Source organism: Burkholderia vietnamiensis LMG 10929, from assembly GCF_000959445.1.
GTDB lineage: Bacteria > Pseudomonadota > Gammaproteobacteria > Burkholderiales > Burkholderiaceae > Burkholderia > Burkholderia vietnamiensis.
Genome location: NZ_CP009630.1, coordinates 2,214,310 through 2,226,923 on the forward strand (window position 1 = coordinate 2,214,310; position 12,614 = coordinate 2,226,923).

Here is a 12,614-nt window from a genome sequence, read left to right on the forward strand (position 1 = left end):
TCACCGAACCCAACCTCGAAGGAGATCCAGCATGTCCAAACCTGCCCGCCGTGTCGCCGTGACCGGAGCCGCCGGTCAAATCGCCTACTCATTGCTGTTTCGAATCGCCCGCGGCGATCTGCTCGGCGACGATCAGCCCGTCATCCTTCAGCTCCTGGAATTGCCGCACGCGCTGGACGCGCTGCGCGGCGTGGTGATGGAACTGGAAGACTGCGCCTTCCCGCTGCTGCAGTCGGTCGAAATCAGCGACGATCCGCGCGTCGCGTTCCGCGATGCCGATTACGCGATGCTCGTCGGATCGCGCCCGCGTGGCAAAGGCATGGAACGGCGCGATCTGCTGGCCGCGAACGCCGCCATCTTCCGCTCCCAGGGCGAGGCGCTCAACGAAGTGGCGAACCGGCAGGTGAAGGTGCTCGTCGTCGGCAACCCGGCCAATACCAACGCGTGGGTGGCCCGCCACTACGCGCCCGACCTGCCGGCGGATGCGATTACCGCGATGATCCGTCTCGACCACAATCGCGCCGTGTCGAAGCTGGCCGCCCGATGCGGCGTAACGGTCGATGCCGTCAGCCGCATGGCGGTGTGGGGCAATCATTCGCCGACCATGTTCCCCGACTACCGTCACGCGCTGATCGACCAGCAGCCCGCGCCGATGCGTGTCGGCGACGAGCGCTGGTATCTCGACACGTTCATCCCCGAAGTCGCGCGCCGCGGCACGGCGATCATCGAAGCGCGCGGCGCCTCGTCGGCGGCGTCGGCCGCCAATGCGGCGATCGACCAGATGCGCGACTGGATTCGCGGCAGCGGCGGGCGCTGGGTGTCGATGAGCATCGTGTCCGGCGGCGAGTATGGCATTCCGCGCGGCCTGATGTTCGGGATGCCGACGATCTGCAGCGAAGGCCGCTATCGCGTCGTCCCGGATCTCGAGATCGACGCGCTGGCGCGCACGCGCATCGATGCGTCGGTTGCGGAACTCGTGGACGAGATGCGGGCCGTGCGAGCGATTCTGGCGCTGTAGCGCGATCCGAAGCGCATCGAAGCCGACTACCGCTCGAACGACCCCCCTAAAGGAATCCATCGTGCTGAACGCATTGAAAAAGAACATGGCCATGTCATTGGCGTTACTGCTGTTCGCGTGCGGTGCGTCCGCCCACGAAACGGCCGATCCGACGATACGGCGCGATGCGCGCGACGGCGTCGTGCGCCTGTACGGCGCAGGCGGCCCCGATACCGCATTCGCGAAAGTCGCGAAGGTCTTCACCGACGAAACGGGCATCAAGGTGGCAGTGACCGGCGGACCGGAGCCCACGTGGAGCCGCAAGGCGCAGGCCGATGCCGACATTCTGTGGGGCACCTCCGAAGAGGATATGGCCGGGCTGCTCGAAACCTACACGGTGTTTCGATGGGGCGACGTGACGCCGATCTATGTCCGCCCGGCCGTCATCGCCGTGAAGAAGGGCAATCCGAAACACATCCACGGCTTCGACGATCTGCTCGCGGACGGCATGCGCATCGTCGTCACCGAAGGCGCGGGCGTGGCGAATACGTCCGGCACCGGCACGTGGGAGGACATCGCCGGCCGCATGGGACGTCTCGACGACGTCAGGCGGTTCCGGCGGAACATCGTCGGATTCGGCAAGGGCAGCGGGCCGAGCTTCAGGATGTTCGTCGACAAGGACGCGGATGCCTGGATCACCTGGCCGGACTGGCCGATCACGCATCCCGACCAAGCCGATTACGTGAGCTTGTCCGCGAACCGGGCGATCTGGAGAGACGTCAACGTTGCGCTCGCCCCGGATGCCGATCCTGAAGCGAAGCAATTCCTCGATTTCCTGAACAGCGATCGTGGCGCCGCCATCATGAAGACCGAGGGCTGGGTGCGTTGAGCGGATGACGGAGCGCGACGGCGGAACGTGCGTTCCGAGGCGAGCGCCCCGTGGCACGTATGTCTTGCCGCAGTCGATATGCATGGCAGCCGCGCAGCCACTGCCCGTTTTCAACACACGCGATGACTACCTCACCTCATCTCGGGACGGTCACGTACGCACCATCGCACGCCGGGATACGCCGGTAGCCGACAAGCAGCCCCGGTTCATCCGCGCGTGTGGCTGCGGCGCAGATTTCAGTTTTGTCATCCGCGTGTTCGACTGAGGTCAAGTCGGATCATCACAATGGGAGCACTGAACAACGACCGTATCCGGCGACGTGCCTCGTGATCGCCAAGGATGCGCACCTCACCGCTTATGCAAGGTGTCAGCGATGAACGACCTGATCCACGAACCAACGGCCACGCTACGGCGCGCGGAATCATCCGGCGATGGAGCGAGGAGCGCACCGGTTTCGCGCGCTTGCCGATACGTCCGCACGGCTCGGGCCACCGGTTCGTGGCGCGACGACCCGCGAGCGATGCCGTTGCCGCGCGCGGCAGGTGTCTCCCGTGACGGGAGATCGGCCGCCGGCGTTCCGGCCGCGAACGCGATGGCGTTCGTTTGCAGCCGCGCCGCATCGTGAATTGAACGTCGATATGACCGGCCTCATCCATCGATGAGGTTCGAGCAACCCTTTGTATAACTGGTGCAACGCGTGTCGTTTCGATACCGTGGATTCACTGCACCGCTCGTGCGTAACGCTCCATGTTCCCGTCAGGTAGCCAGCCATGATTCTTTCGTCGTCGAGTCCTTGCAAGACAGCCGCCGGTTTCAACGTGCTTGCCGGTGCGCGCGCGTCCAGCCCTATTGCTGCGGAGCACGCGTGGCGCGAGCCGGGCGTCGGCCGCGATATCGATATCGCCCTTTCGCGCTGGACACGCAATGGCGCGCAGACGCTCGAAGTGGCGAACGACTGCGGCGAGAACTGGCACTGCATCGGCATCAACCTCAAATGCACGTCGCTGACTTTTTCGCACGCGGGCCGCACGCTCGTCGAAGGCCGGTTGACGGCCGGTACCGCGCAGATAACGGCGCCCGGCGTCGCGTGTTGCGCCGTGTTCGGCGCGCCGAGCGACGTGCTGCACTTGTTCGCCTCCCAGACGGTATTGGCCGAGTGCTACGCCGACCTCTTCGGTCGCCCCCATGCGGGCGACATCGTCATCGACGATCCGCGGCTGATCCGCGATCCGGCGCTCGAGCGGCTCGGTCAGGCGCTTGCCGTGTCGCACACGGAGCACGCGGCATTGGGCAAGGTGTTCGCCGACAGCATCAGCCTCGCGATCGTGTCGCGCGTGGTCCTTCGCCACTTCTCGACCAACCGGAGCGAGGTGCGCGGTGCGGCTGCGCTGCCGTCGTGGCGCATGCGTCGCGTGGTCGAGTTCGTCGAAGCGAACCTCGCGGAGCCGATCGGCCTCGCCGACATGGCCGAGAGTGTCGGGCTGACGCGGATGCACTTTGCTGCGCAGTTTCGTCGAGCCACCGGGTTGCGGCCGCACGAGTATCTGATGCGGCGGCGCATCGAGCGCGCGCAGCAGCTGCTGCTCGAATCGCGCGACGGGCTGCTCGACGTCGCACTGGGCTGCGGCTTCCGCTCGCAAGCCCATTTCACGACGGTGTTCAAACGCTTCGTCGGAGAGACGCCGTTTTGCTGGAGGGCGAAGACGAATGTCGATCAATGAACGGGTCACGGCTTTCCTGGCCGTCAGCGATGGATTTCTTCGCGGCGCATCGAGCGACGCGCGCGCGATCGCGCAGCACGCTCGCCGCAACGGTTCAACCCATGACGCAATGAGGACGACGATGAACGTCTCGACCGATGTGATCGCGCTGGATCCGTGGCAGCAAACGCTGAGTCTGCTGTCCCAACTGTGCCGTGACGATCTGCGATTGCGCGCGCCGGCGCGCGAGCCGCTGCGCGCGCGCGGGATGGCGCATCGTGCAAACGTGCGAGCGAGCGATGCCGAGCGCCGAGCCGTTTCGGTGAGTTTCGTCGATCGTGTCAGCTCGACCGTGGTTACGATCGCATGGCGCGATTCCACGCACTGCTCGTATGGCGACCAGACCTGGCACGTGACACGCGCCCGCGCCAGCGGAGTGTGTGCGCTCAGCGGCGAACCCGTTCGCATCGGCGACGCCGTCTATCAACCGCGTGCGCGTCCGAAGCCGCTCAATGCCGGGGCGATGATTCTGGAGTCGGTGCTGCACGAAGCCGAAGCCGATCGCTGACGTCGGCGGCGACGCGGCAAGCACCCGATAAACGCAACACCCGCGTACCCGCCCGCCGCGCGCAACGCCGTGCGAGCCCCGCGCGGCGCTGAACGCGCAACGCGGCGGCACGCAGCAGGCTACTCGGCGCCCGCTGCGATCGCGGTGTTCAGCGTGCCGCTCGCCACGAGGTCGAACAATGCCTGGCCGCTGGGGGACAGCGAGCGCCCTTTCGCCCAGACCATGTGCAGCGGCCTGACGATCTTCATGTCGTCGACTTCGATGACGGTCAGCTCGCCGCGTCGCAATTCGTCCGTTACGCTGAGCGTCGAAATGTAGCCGAGCGCGTGCTGGGACAGCAGCATCCGCTTGATCGCCTCCGTATGGCTCACCGACATCAGCGGCTCGATTTCGAGGCCGGCGCGACGATAGGATTCTTCGACGATCGCGCGCGTGCCGGACCCCGGCTCACGCATGATGACGGCGCGTTCGGCCAGATCGCGCGCCCGTACTTTCTTGCCCGCAAGCGGGTGACCGGCCGCTGCGATGACGGCAATTTCGTCGGAGCCGATACGGCGGGCATGGAGAATGGACTCGTCGAACGGCCCTTCGATGAAACCGATCGTGAAGGTCAGGTCGTGCAGGCCCGCTTCCACGCGTTCGGTGTTCGTGACGGTCAGATCGATCGCGACACGGGGATGCAGCGCATTGAACCGCGCAATCGCTTCGGGGACGAAAAACACGCCGAGCGTGCCGCTGGCGCCGATCTTCATGTGGCCCGACCCGAGGCCCGCCAGCTCCGCGAGCTCTTTCTCGGCCGTATCGGCGAGCGTGAAGATGCGGCTCGCATACTCGTAGAGCAGCTTGCCGCCTTCGGTCAGCGCGACGCCGCGCGGCAGCCGGTCGAACAGCACGACGCCGATGCGATCCTCGAGTTCGCGGACCTCGCGGGTGACAGCCGGCTGACTGACGTGCAGTCGTTCCGCACCTGCGCTGATACTGCCGGCGCGCGCGACTTCGTAAAAGGCGAGAAGGTGAGTGAAGTTCATAGAGTGCGGGACAGGTGCCGGCTGCCCCGCGCGCCACGTATCCGGGCCGGGCTGCCCGGCGGGCGGCATCGGCTGGACGGTGTACGGCACGTGCGGTCAGCTGCCGAAATAGGGATTGCAGAAGCTCGCCGGGCCGACGCACGACGCGCTTGCGCGCGTAGCCGCGTGAATGCGCTTGCCGCTTGCCGAGGTGCCGTCCGCCGGCGCGCCGCCGAAGCCGCTCGCCGCCTGCTGCTGCGCGGCGACCGTCGCTTCGGCTGCCTGGATGTCCGACGGATACCGAGGATCGTTTCCGGGTGCCGGATTATAGCCAGCGCGTTCGACGCGGACCAGATCGGCGCGGACTTGTGCGCGCGTGAGCGGCGTGTTGCTTTGCGCGAAGCCCGACGCAGGAGCGGCGAGGGTGCCGAGGACGAGCGCGATGCATGCGAGCGTTTTCATGATGAGACTCCTTCGGTTCGGTTGAGTACGCCGCAACGATCCCCGCCTCCCCGCGTGGGGCGACGTCGAGACCCGCCGAACGATCGTCGTGCCGCGCGGAGCGGGTCAGTCGCCCGCTCGGGCCGTCCCCGTCACCTTGCCGCGAAAGACCGAGTACTGATAAAGGTTGTAGCCGATCATCACCGGAAAGATGAAGCCGATGCCGATCAGCATGAACACGAGCGTCGCCGTATCCGACGAAGCCGCGAGAATGGCGAGCCTGCCGGGCACGAAGTCGGGATAGACGCTGACCGCGAGCCCCGTGAACGAGACCACGAAGAGCGCCACGGCGGCGCGAAACGGCCCGCGCACGCTGCCCAGATAGAGCGACGCGACCAGCCACGCGAACGACAGTGCGGCGCACAGGGCCAGTGCCGCGAGCACCGGGAACACGCCGGGCTCGAGCCACCGCTCGCGTCCCACCGCGCTGCCGGCCCAGGTGGCCGCCGTCAGCACGGCCGCCGCCGCCACGGTGAGCACGGCGCACAGCAACGCGATACGACGAGCCCACTGTTCGAGCGCGCCCACCGTCTTCTTCGCGACGTAGGTGGCGCCGAGCAACGCATAACCCGTCACCACGCCGAGCGCCGCGACGCCGGAAAACGCGACGCCGAACGCGCCGGGCGCGAGCCCCGTGACGATGCGGCCGAGCATGACGCCCTGCGAAATCGCGGCCACCAGGCTGCCCGCGCCGAATACCGTATCCCACGCCGGCCCGTGCCGGTCGCCGTGACGAAATTCGATCGCCGCGCCGCGCATGATGAGTCCGGCGATCATCGTCATCACGGGCACGTAGAGGCTCTGCATCAACAGCGCGTAGGCGGCCGGAAAGGCGCCGAACAGTGCGCCGCCCACCACGACGAGCCAGGTCTCGTTCGCATCCCACACGTGGCCGATCGTCTCGACCATCACGTCGCGTTCGTCGCGCGTACGTTTGAGCAACGTGAGCATGCCGACGCCGAGATCGAAGCCGTCGGTGACGACATAGAAGACGAGCATCAGGCCGATCAGCGCGAACCACGTGAAGGCCAGCATCGAATGAGCGGAAGTGTTCATCGTCATTTCGCCCGCAGGGGCGCGCAAAGAGGTCGATAAGAGGTCGATAAGAAATCAATAGGTCACGGCGCTCGCCTGCTCGCGGACCGCGACGGCGCCGGGCAGCGGCGCGGCGAGGTCGGGGCCGCGCTTCAACCAGCGCCGCGCGAGCGCGAAGAACGTGACGATCAGCACCACGTAGAACGCGGCGAACATCGCGAGGCTGCCCGCCACCGGGGCGGCCGCCACGGCCGACGCGGCGTCGCTCGTGCGCAGCAGCCCGTAGATCACCCACGGTTGCCGCCCCACCTCGCGCACGATCCAGCCGGCTTCCACGGCGACGTACGGCAGCGGAATGCAGAGCACCCACGCGATGAGGAGCCTGCGCCTCGCGAGCAGCCGGGCCAGGTCGCCGCGCGCCTGATACACCGCGTACGCCGTCCACCCGGCGAGCAGCGCCAGCACGAAGCCGATGCCGGCCATCGCGCGGAACGCGTAGTAGATCAGCGGGATCATCGGCGGCTGGTCGGCGCGCGGGAAGTCGGCGAGGCCTTTCACCTGCCCGTGCAGCGAATGCGTGCCGATGACGCTCAACAGCCCCGGGATTTCGATCGACCAGTCGTTGCGCTGTCGCTGCTGATCGGGCCACGCCAGCAGCGACCACGGCGCGCCGGTGCCGGGTGCGTTGGTGGTCCAGTGGCCCTCGATGGCCGCGCCTTTCGCCGGTTGCGTCGCGAATACGCTGACGCCGCTCGAATCGCCGAGCCAGATCTGCAGCGGTGCCACCACGGCGAGCATGACGAGCGCGAGCTTGAACGAGCGCGCAAAGAACGCGGGCTCGCGGCGGCGAAGCATCTGCCATGCGGAGATGCCGGCGATCACGACCATCCCCGTCTCGATCGCGGCCACCCACATGTGCGACACGCCCCATGCCATGTCCGGATTGAAGATGGCGGCCACGTAGTCCGTCACCACCAGCTTGCCGTCCACCAGCTTCACGCCCGCGGGGGTTTGCATCCACGAATTCGCCACCATGATCCAGAACGCGGAGAGCGTGGACCCCAGCGCGACCATCGACGTGGCGAACAGGTGGACCTTCGGCGACACGCGGTTCCAGCCGAGCATCATCACGCCGACGAACCCTGCTTCGAGCATGAACGCCATCGCGCCTTCGAAGCCGAGGATGTTGCCGAAGAACGACCCGCTGAACTGCGCGAACCCGGCCCAGTTGGTGCCGAACTGGAACTCCATCGGAATGCCGCTCACCACGCCCACGGCGAAGTTCAGCACGAGCAGGCGGCTCCAGAAGCGCGCGTGGCGGTAATACAGCGCGTCGCCGGTGCGAATCCACAGCGCTTCGACCAGCAGCAGAAACGCCGAGAGGCTGATGGTCAGGATCGGCCACAGGATGTGGAAGATCGCGGTCATGGCGAACTGCGCCCGCGACAGGCTGACGACGTCACTGAGCATGATCGTGCTCCCCGGCGTTGAGCGCCACGGCGAACGCGGCGGAGTCCGGCCCGACCGCGGCCGCGCGCACCACTTTGACCGGCACCGACTTGTACGACGGCGTGCGGCTTTGCGGATCGAAGGCGTCGAGCGGCACGAGCGGGTTCGCTTCCGGATAGTAGGCGCCGCAGCAGCCGTCGGGCAGCGAGTATTCGACCACCTTGAAGCCGCGCACGATGCGTTCGATGCCGTCGGCCGCGAGCGCCACGATGTCCACTCGTTCGCCGGGGTGCAGGTTGCGTCTGCCGAGCTCGCGCGGATTCATGAACACCACGTCGCGCTGCCCGAACACGCCGCGATAGCGGTCCGAATGCGAGTAGAGCGTGGTGTTGTACTGGTCGTGGCTGCGCATGGTCGTGAGCCGCAGCGCATCGGGATCGTCGTGATGAAGGTCTTCGTCGAGGCCGCTGAACACGAAGAAATTCGCGCGTCCGCTCGGCGTGGCCCACACGCGCTCGCGCGCCGTGGAAGCCAGATGGAAACCGCCCGGCACGCGAATGCGTTCGTTGTAGGCCTGGAAGATCGGCAACACGGTTTCGATGGCGTCGCGAATGCGGTCGTAGTTCGCGACCAGCTGCTCCCAGGGCACGCGCGACGCATGACCGAGCGTCGCGCGGGCGATGCCGGCGACGATCGCCGGCTCGCTGCGGAGGTGGGCCGAGGCCGGCGCATTGCGCCCGGCGGACGCGTGGACCATCGACATCGAATCCTCGACGGTGATCGATTGCGGCCCGTCGGCCTGCAGGTCGATTTCGGTGCGGCCGAGACACGGCAGGATCAGCGCGTCCTTGCCGTGCACGAGATGGCTGCGGTTGAGCTTGGTCGCCACGTGCACGGTCAGGTCGAGCGTGCGCATCGCGGCCTGCACGCGGACCCAGTCGGGCACGGCCGCCGCGAAGTTGCCGCCCAGCGCGATGAAGACGCGCGCGTAGCCGCGCATCATCGAATCGATGGCGGCCAGCACGTCGTGGCCGTGCGCGGCGGGCGGGCGAAAGCCGAAGGCGCGCTCGATGCCGTCCATCAGCGCGGGCGTGGGCTTTTCGGTGATGCCGACCGTGCGGTTGCCCTGCACGTTCGAGTGGCCGCGAACCGGGCAGATGCCCGCGCCCGGACGGCCGATATTGCCGCGCAACAGCGCCAGATTCGCGATCTGCTGCACGTTCTCAGTGCCCCGCCGATGCTGCGTGAGCCCCATGCCGTAGACCAGAATCACGTTGCGCGCCTGCATGTAGACCTGCGCGGCGTTCGCGATGTCGGCTTGCGAGAGCCCGGCGTGGCGTTCTATCGCGTCCCACGACGTGGCGCGCAGGTCGGCCAGCAACGCGTCGATGCCGACGGTGTGGCCGGCGATGAAAGTGGTGTCGAGGATGCGCGGCGCGCCTGCGGCGAGCGCGGCATCGTCTGCTTCGACGAGCGCTTTCATCATGCCCTTGAGCACGGCCACGTCGCCGCCCACGCGCACCTGATAGAGGAACGTGCTGATGGGCGTGGAGCCGAGCGTCGCCATTTCGAGCGGGTCTTGCGGCGCGGCGAAGCGTTCCAGCGCGCGCTCGCGGAACGGATTGAACGAGACGATTTTCGCGCCGCGCCGCGACGCCGCATGCAGATCGCTCATCATGCGCGGGCTGTTCGTGCCGGGGTTTTGTCCGAAGATGAAGATGGCGTCCGCGTGCTCGAAGTCTTCGAGCAGCACGGTGCCTTTGCCGACGCCGATCGACTGCGGCAGCCCGACGCTCGTGGCCTCGTGGCACATGTTCGAGCAATCGGGAAAATTGTTCGTGCCGAATTCGCGCACGAACAGCTGATAGAGGAATGCCGCTTCGTTGGAAGCGCGGCCCGACGTGTAGAAGTCGGCCTGGTCGGGATGGTCGAGCGCATTCAGGTGCTCGCCGATCAGCGCGAACGCCGCGTCCCACTCGATGGGCACGTAGCGGTCCGATGCGCGCTCGTAGACCATCGGGTGCGTGAGGCGCCCGGCCATTTCGAGGTCGTAGTCGTCCCAGGTTTCGAGTTCCGCCACGCTGTGCGCGGCGAAGAACGCCGGCGTGCAGCGCTTCGCCGTGGCTTCCCAGGCCACGGCCTTGGCGCCGTTCTCGCAAAACTCGAACGACGACGTGTGCTTCGGGTCGGGCCACGCGCAGCCGGGGCAGTCGAACCCTTCGGGCTGGTTCATCTGCAGCAGCGTCTTCGCGCCCGACACGGCGATGCCCTGCACCGCGAGCGCTTCGCCGGTTGCCTTGAGCGCACCCCATCCGCCGGCGGGTTCGCTGTAGATGCGTACGACTTTCTTGGGAGCCATGTCAGATTCCTCGTTTCGATAGCCTCGATCGTCGTCGATTCGCGTTCGGCGCGATTGAGCCGTTGCCTTGCGCATTGCGGATTCGCACGTTGCGGTGCGTGTCGGCGTGCGTCGTGTCGGGCGGGTTCAGATCCAGTTTTTCGAAGCGCCGGCCGCGGGCCGGTCGGCCGGCGCGGAATGCGACGCGCGATGTGTCGCGCGCGGGGGCAGCGCATCGCTCGAACCGGTCAGCTGCGCCGCATGCGTCGCGGCGGCGCGCGCCGCGGGGCGATACGCTGCGCTTTCGGCCGGGGCGGATGCGTCCGGCGCATCGCTTGCGATGCGTTCCAGCGGCAACTGCATGTCGGCGCCGACGGAAAGCACGGCGTCGTCGAACGTCGGTAATCCGGCGACGTGCGTGAGCGCCGCGGCCATGGCCGCCACGGCCGCCAGCGCGACCGCGCGCAAGGGCTTCATGGACCTGATGTCGATCGGCTTCATGTCAACTCTCCGGGCAGAACGGACGCCGATGCGAGCCGGCGTGGGCGAGCGGTGAATGCATGAGCCGATGTTGCCGGTTCGCGTGCGCGAGGGCTTTCGAATTCGCCCGGCGTGCGGTCGATTTGCACGATGGCGGGCAAGGCGAGGGCGCGAAGCCGCACAACCGGCGCGGGTGGCGACCGAGCCGAGCGGAAAAATGCAGGCTTGCGACGAAAAGGCGGCGGCCGGTTCGATACCGATGCGGTGCGTGACAGGAGCGGCGTCGAACGCCGCTCGCAGTTTGTGGAGGATCTGGCCGCGCCGTTTTACGGATTCAGCCGGGGCGGCGCGCGCCTGCCGTAGCGCATGGCGGATGCGTTCCGGTACGCGTGCATGCGGCGCGCGATATCAAACCGCGCTGGCCTCGTCGATCTTGCGGATATCGTCGTCGTCGAGCGTCACGCGCATCGCTTCGCCGAGCAGCGCGAGTTGCGCGAGCGAGGTGGCGCTCGCGATCGGCGCGGTGATCGTCGGGCGCGCGATCTGCCATGCGAGCGCGATCGCGGCCGGCTCGGTGCTGTGCTTCGCCGACACCTCGTCGAGCGCTGCGAGGATGCGCAGGCCGCGCGCATCGAGATAACCGGCGACGCGATCGCCGCGCACGCTCTTCTTCAGATCCGCCTCGCTGCGATACTTGCCGGACAGGAAGCCGCTCGCGAGCGCGTAGTAGTTCACGACGCCGAGTTTCAGCTCGCGCACCACCGGCTCGAGATCGCGCTCGTATTCGGCGCGGTCGACGAGGTTGTATTCCGGCTGGATCACCTGATATGCGGGGAGCCCGTGGCGCGTGCTGATGTCGGCGGCTTCGCGCAGCCGCGCGCCGCTGTAGTTCGACGCGCCGATGATGCGCACCTTGCCCGCGTCGATCAGCGTCTGATACGCGCCGAGCGTTTCTTCGAGGGGCGTGTCGGCCAGATCGCGGTGCGAGAAATACAGGTCGATGTAGTCGGTCTGCAGGCGGCGCAGCGAATCGTCGGCGGCCTTCAGGATATTGTCCCGGCTCAGTCCCTCGCGCGCCTTGAGCATGCCGACCTTGGTCGCGATCACGACGCGCTCGCGCTTGCCCGAGCGCTTGAGCCACTTGCCGATGATGGTCTCCGACTCGCCGCCGCGGTTGCCGGGCGCCCAGGCCGAATAGACGTCGGCGGTATCGATGAAGTTGATGCCGGTGTCGGCGAGCGCATCGAGCAGCGCAAACGATGCGTTCTCGTCGACGGTCCAGCCGAATACGTTGCCGCCGAAGGCGAGCGGGGAAACCTGAATGTCAGACGTGCCGAGGGTGCGTAGTGCCATGCTGTTCTCCGGAATCTGCGGGATGGGCCCGGACCGAATCCGACGCGATGGCGAACGATCGAACTGCCTGCGTCGGTGTCGCGGGGCGCACGAACATTCTCGCTGATCGGCTCGGAACGTGCAGCGCGTGCAGCGCCGTCGACACGGAGAAATGGCGGTGAATGGCGGTGAATGGCGGAGGATTCGTCCACGATGGACGCAATACTTGCTGCTGCGGCAGATGCGTCAGCCGCCGCGCCCGGCCGAGGCGGTATGAAAACCGGCAAGCCGCCACCCGTGCGCAGCGGCTGATCGTGC

The 12,614-nt window shown here is 67.1% G+C and carries 13 protein-coding genes; 6 read left to right on the plus strand and 7 right to left on the minus strand.

The features are described from left to right. The first annotated feature begins 31 nt into the window (after positions 1 to 31). The 5 genes from AK36_RS09720 to AK36_RS09735 all read left to right on the plus strand — a co-directional run bounded on the left by AK36_RS09720 (position 32) and on the right by AK36_RS09735 (position 4,154). The gene (locus AK36_RS09720; RefSeq protein ID WP_014724237.1) at positions 32 to 1,018 is read left to right on the plus strand and encodes a malate dehydrogenase; all 987 of its coding nucleotides are present in this window, start codon (positions 32 to 34) and stop codon (positions 1,016 to 1,018) included. A gap of 61 nt (positions 1,019 to 1,079) precedes the next feature. Beyond that, positions 1,080 to 1,886: a substrate-binding domain-containing protein gene (locus AK36_RS09725; RefSeq protein ID WP_196480895.1), complete on the plus strand. Its 807-nt coding sequence runs from the start codon at positions 1,080 to 1,082 to the stop codon at positions 1,884 to 1,886. Between the two features lie 82 nt (positions 1,887 to 1,968). Continuing rightward, positions 1,969 to 2,151 carry a hypothetical protein gene (locus AK36_RS32795; protein WP_144410637.1) on the plus strand — a complete coding sequence of 61 codons (183 nt, stop codon included), beginning with the start codon at positions 1,969 to 1,971 and terminating at the stop codon, positions 2,149 to 2,151. 505 nt (positions 2,152 to 2,656) lie between these two features. Beyond that, positions 2,657 to 3,607, plus strand: a complete 951-nt coding sequence (locus AK36_RS09730; protein WP_045578365.1) for a helix-turn-helix domain-containing protein — start codon at positions 2,657 to 2,659, stop codon at positions 3,605 to 3,607. Next, positions 3,594 to 4,154 carry a DUF3331 domain-containing protein gene (locus AK36_RS09735; RefSeq protein WP_106919412.1) on the plus strand — a complete coding sequence of 187 codons (561 nt, stop codon included), beginning with the start codon at positions 3,594 to 3,596 and terminating at the stop codon, positions 4,152 to 4,154. The genes AK36_RS09730 and AK36_RS09735 overlap by 14 nt, the downstream gene beginning before the upstream one ends. Before the next feature lie 119 nt (positions 4,155 to 4,273). On the opposite strand, the gene AK36_RS09740 is transcribed toward AK36_RS09735, so the two are convergent. The 6 genes from AK36_RS09740 to AK36_RS09765 all read right to left on the minus strand — a co-directional run bounded on the left by AK36_RS09740 (position 4,274) and on the right by AK36_RS09765 (position 10,985). Beyond that, positions 4,274 to 5,182 (minus strand): LysR family transcriptional regulator, encoded by a 909-nt coding sequence (locus AK36_RS09740; protein ID WP_011881104.1) that lies wholly within the window; start codon positions 5,180 to 5,182, stop codon positions 4,274 to 4,276. 96 nt (positions 5,183 to 5,278) lie between these two features. Next, entirely contained in the window at positions 5,279 to 5,623 is a 345-nt protein-coding gene (locus tag AK36_RS09745) for a DUF4148 domain-containing protein (protein ID WP_034193428.1), read from the minus strand. Positions 5,624 to 5,728: 105 nt separating this feature from the next. Next, complete coding sequence (locus tag AK36_RS09750; RefSeq protein WP_011881102.1) at positions 5,729 to 6,718, minus strand: cytochrome d ubiquinol oxidase subunit II; 990 nt, start codon at positions 6,716 to 6,718, stop codon at positions 5,729 to 5,731. 54 nt (positions 6,719 to 6,772) lie between these two features. After that, a complete protein-coding gene (locus AK36_RS09755; protein WP_045578366.1) occupies positions 6,773 to 8,167 on the minus strand; it encodes a cytochrome ubiquinol oxidase subunit I in 1,395 nt (464 codons plus the stop codon). Further along, the gene (locus tag AK36_RS09760) at positions 8,157 to 10,505 is read right to left on the minus strand and encodes an FdhF/YdeP family oxidoreductase (RefSeq protein ID WP_045578367.1); all 2,349 of its coding nucleotides are present in this window, start codon (positions 10,503 to 10,505) and stop codon (positions 8,157 to 8,159) included. The genes AK36_RS09755 and AK36_RS09760 overlap by 11 nt, the downstream gene beginning before the upstream one ends. Before the next feature lie 126 nt (positions 10,506 to 10,631). Then, the gene (locus AK36_RS09765) at positions 10,632 to 10,985 is read right to left on the minus strand and encodes a hypothetical protein (RefSeq protein ID WP_045578368.1); all 354 of its coding nucleotides are present in this window, start codon (positions 10,983 to 10,985) and stop codon (positions 10,632 to 10,634) included. 129 nt (positions 10,986 to 11,114) lie between these two features. Here AK36_RS09765 and AK36_RS32800 point away from each other — a divergent pair, with 129 nt between their 5' ends. After that, positions 11,115 to 11,327: a hypothetical protein gene (locus tag AK36_RS32800; protein WP_144410638.1), complete on the plus strand. Its 213-nt coding sequence runs from the start codon at positions 11,115 to 11,117 to the stop codon at positions 11,325 to 11,327. Between the two features lie 45 nt (positions 11,328 to 11,372). On the opposite strand, the gene AK36_RS09770 is transcribed toward AK36_RS32800, so the two are convergent. Further along, positions 11,373 to 12,317, minus strand: a complete 945-nt coding sequence (locus AK36_RS09770) for an aldo/keto reductase (RefSeq protein WP_011881098.1) — start codon at positions 12,315 to 12,317, stop codon at positions 11,373 to 11,375. Positions 12,318 to 12,614 lie beyond the last annotated feature (297 nt).

Coding starts and splice junctions, on each gene's coding strand:
- AK36_RS32795 (WP_144410637.1), top strand. CDS start 1,969: ATGGCAGCCGCGCAGCCACTGCCCGTTTTCAACACACGCGATGACTAC.
- AK36_RS09730 (WP_045578365.1), top strand. CDS start 2,657: ATGATTCTTTCGTCGTCGAGTCCTTGCAAGACAGCCGCCGGTTTCAAC.
- AK36_RS09755 (WP_045578366.1), bottom strand. CDS start 8,167: ATGCTCAGTGACGTCGTCAGCCTGTCGCGGGCGCAGTTCGCCATGACC.
- AK36_RS09735 (WP_106919412.1), top strand. CDS start 3,594: ATGTCGATCAATGAACGGGTCACGGCTTTCCTGGCCGTCAGCGATGGA.
- AK36_RS09740 (WP_011881104.1), bottom strand. CDS start 5,182: ATGAACTTCACTCACCTTCTCGCCTTTTACGAAGTCGCGCGCGCCGGC.
- AK36_RS09750 (WP_011881102.1), bottom strand. CDS start 6,718: ATGAACACTTCCGCTCATTCGATGCTGGCCTTCACGTGGTTCGCGCTG.
- AK36_RS09765 (WP_045578368.1), bottom strand. CDS start 10,985: ATGAAGCCGATCGACATCAGGTCCATGAAGCCCTTGCGCGCGGTCGCG.
- AK36_RS09720 (WP_014724237.1), top strand. CDS start 32: ATGTCCAAACCTGCCCGCCGTGTCGCCGTGACCGGAGCCGCCGGTCAA.
- AK36_RS09760 (WP_045578367.1), bottom strand. CDS start 10,505: ATGGCTCCCAAGAAAGTCGTACGCATCTACAGCGAACCCGCCGGCGGA.
- AK36_RS09770 (WP_011881098.1), bottom strand. CDS start 12,317: ATGGCACTACGCACCCTCGGCACGTCTGACATTCAGGTTTCCCCGCTC.
- AK36_RS32800 (WP_144410638.1), top strand. CDS start 11,115: ATGGCGGGCAAGGCGAGGGCGCGAAGCCGCACAACCGGCGCGGGTGGC.
- AK36_RS09745 (WP_034193428.1), bottom strand. CDS start 5,623: ATGAAAACGCTCGCATGCATCGCGCTCGTCCTCGGCACCCTCGCCGCT.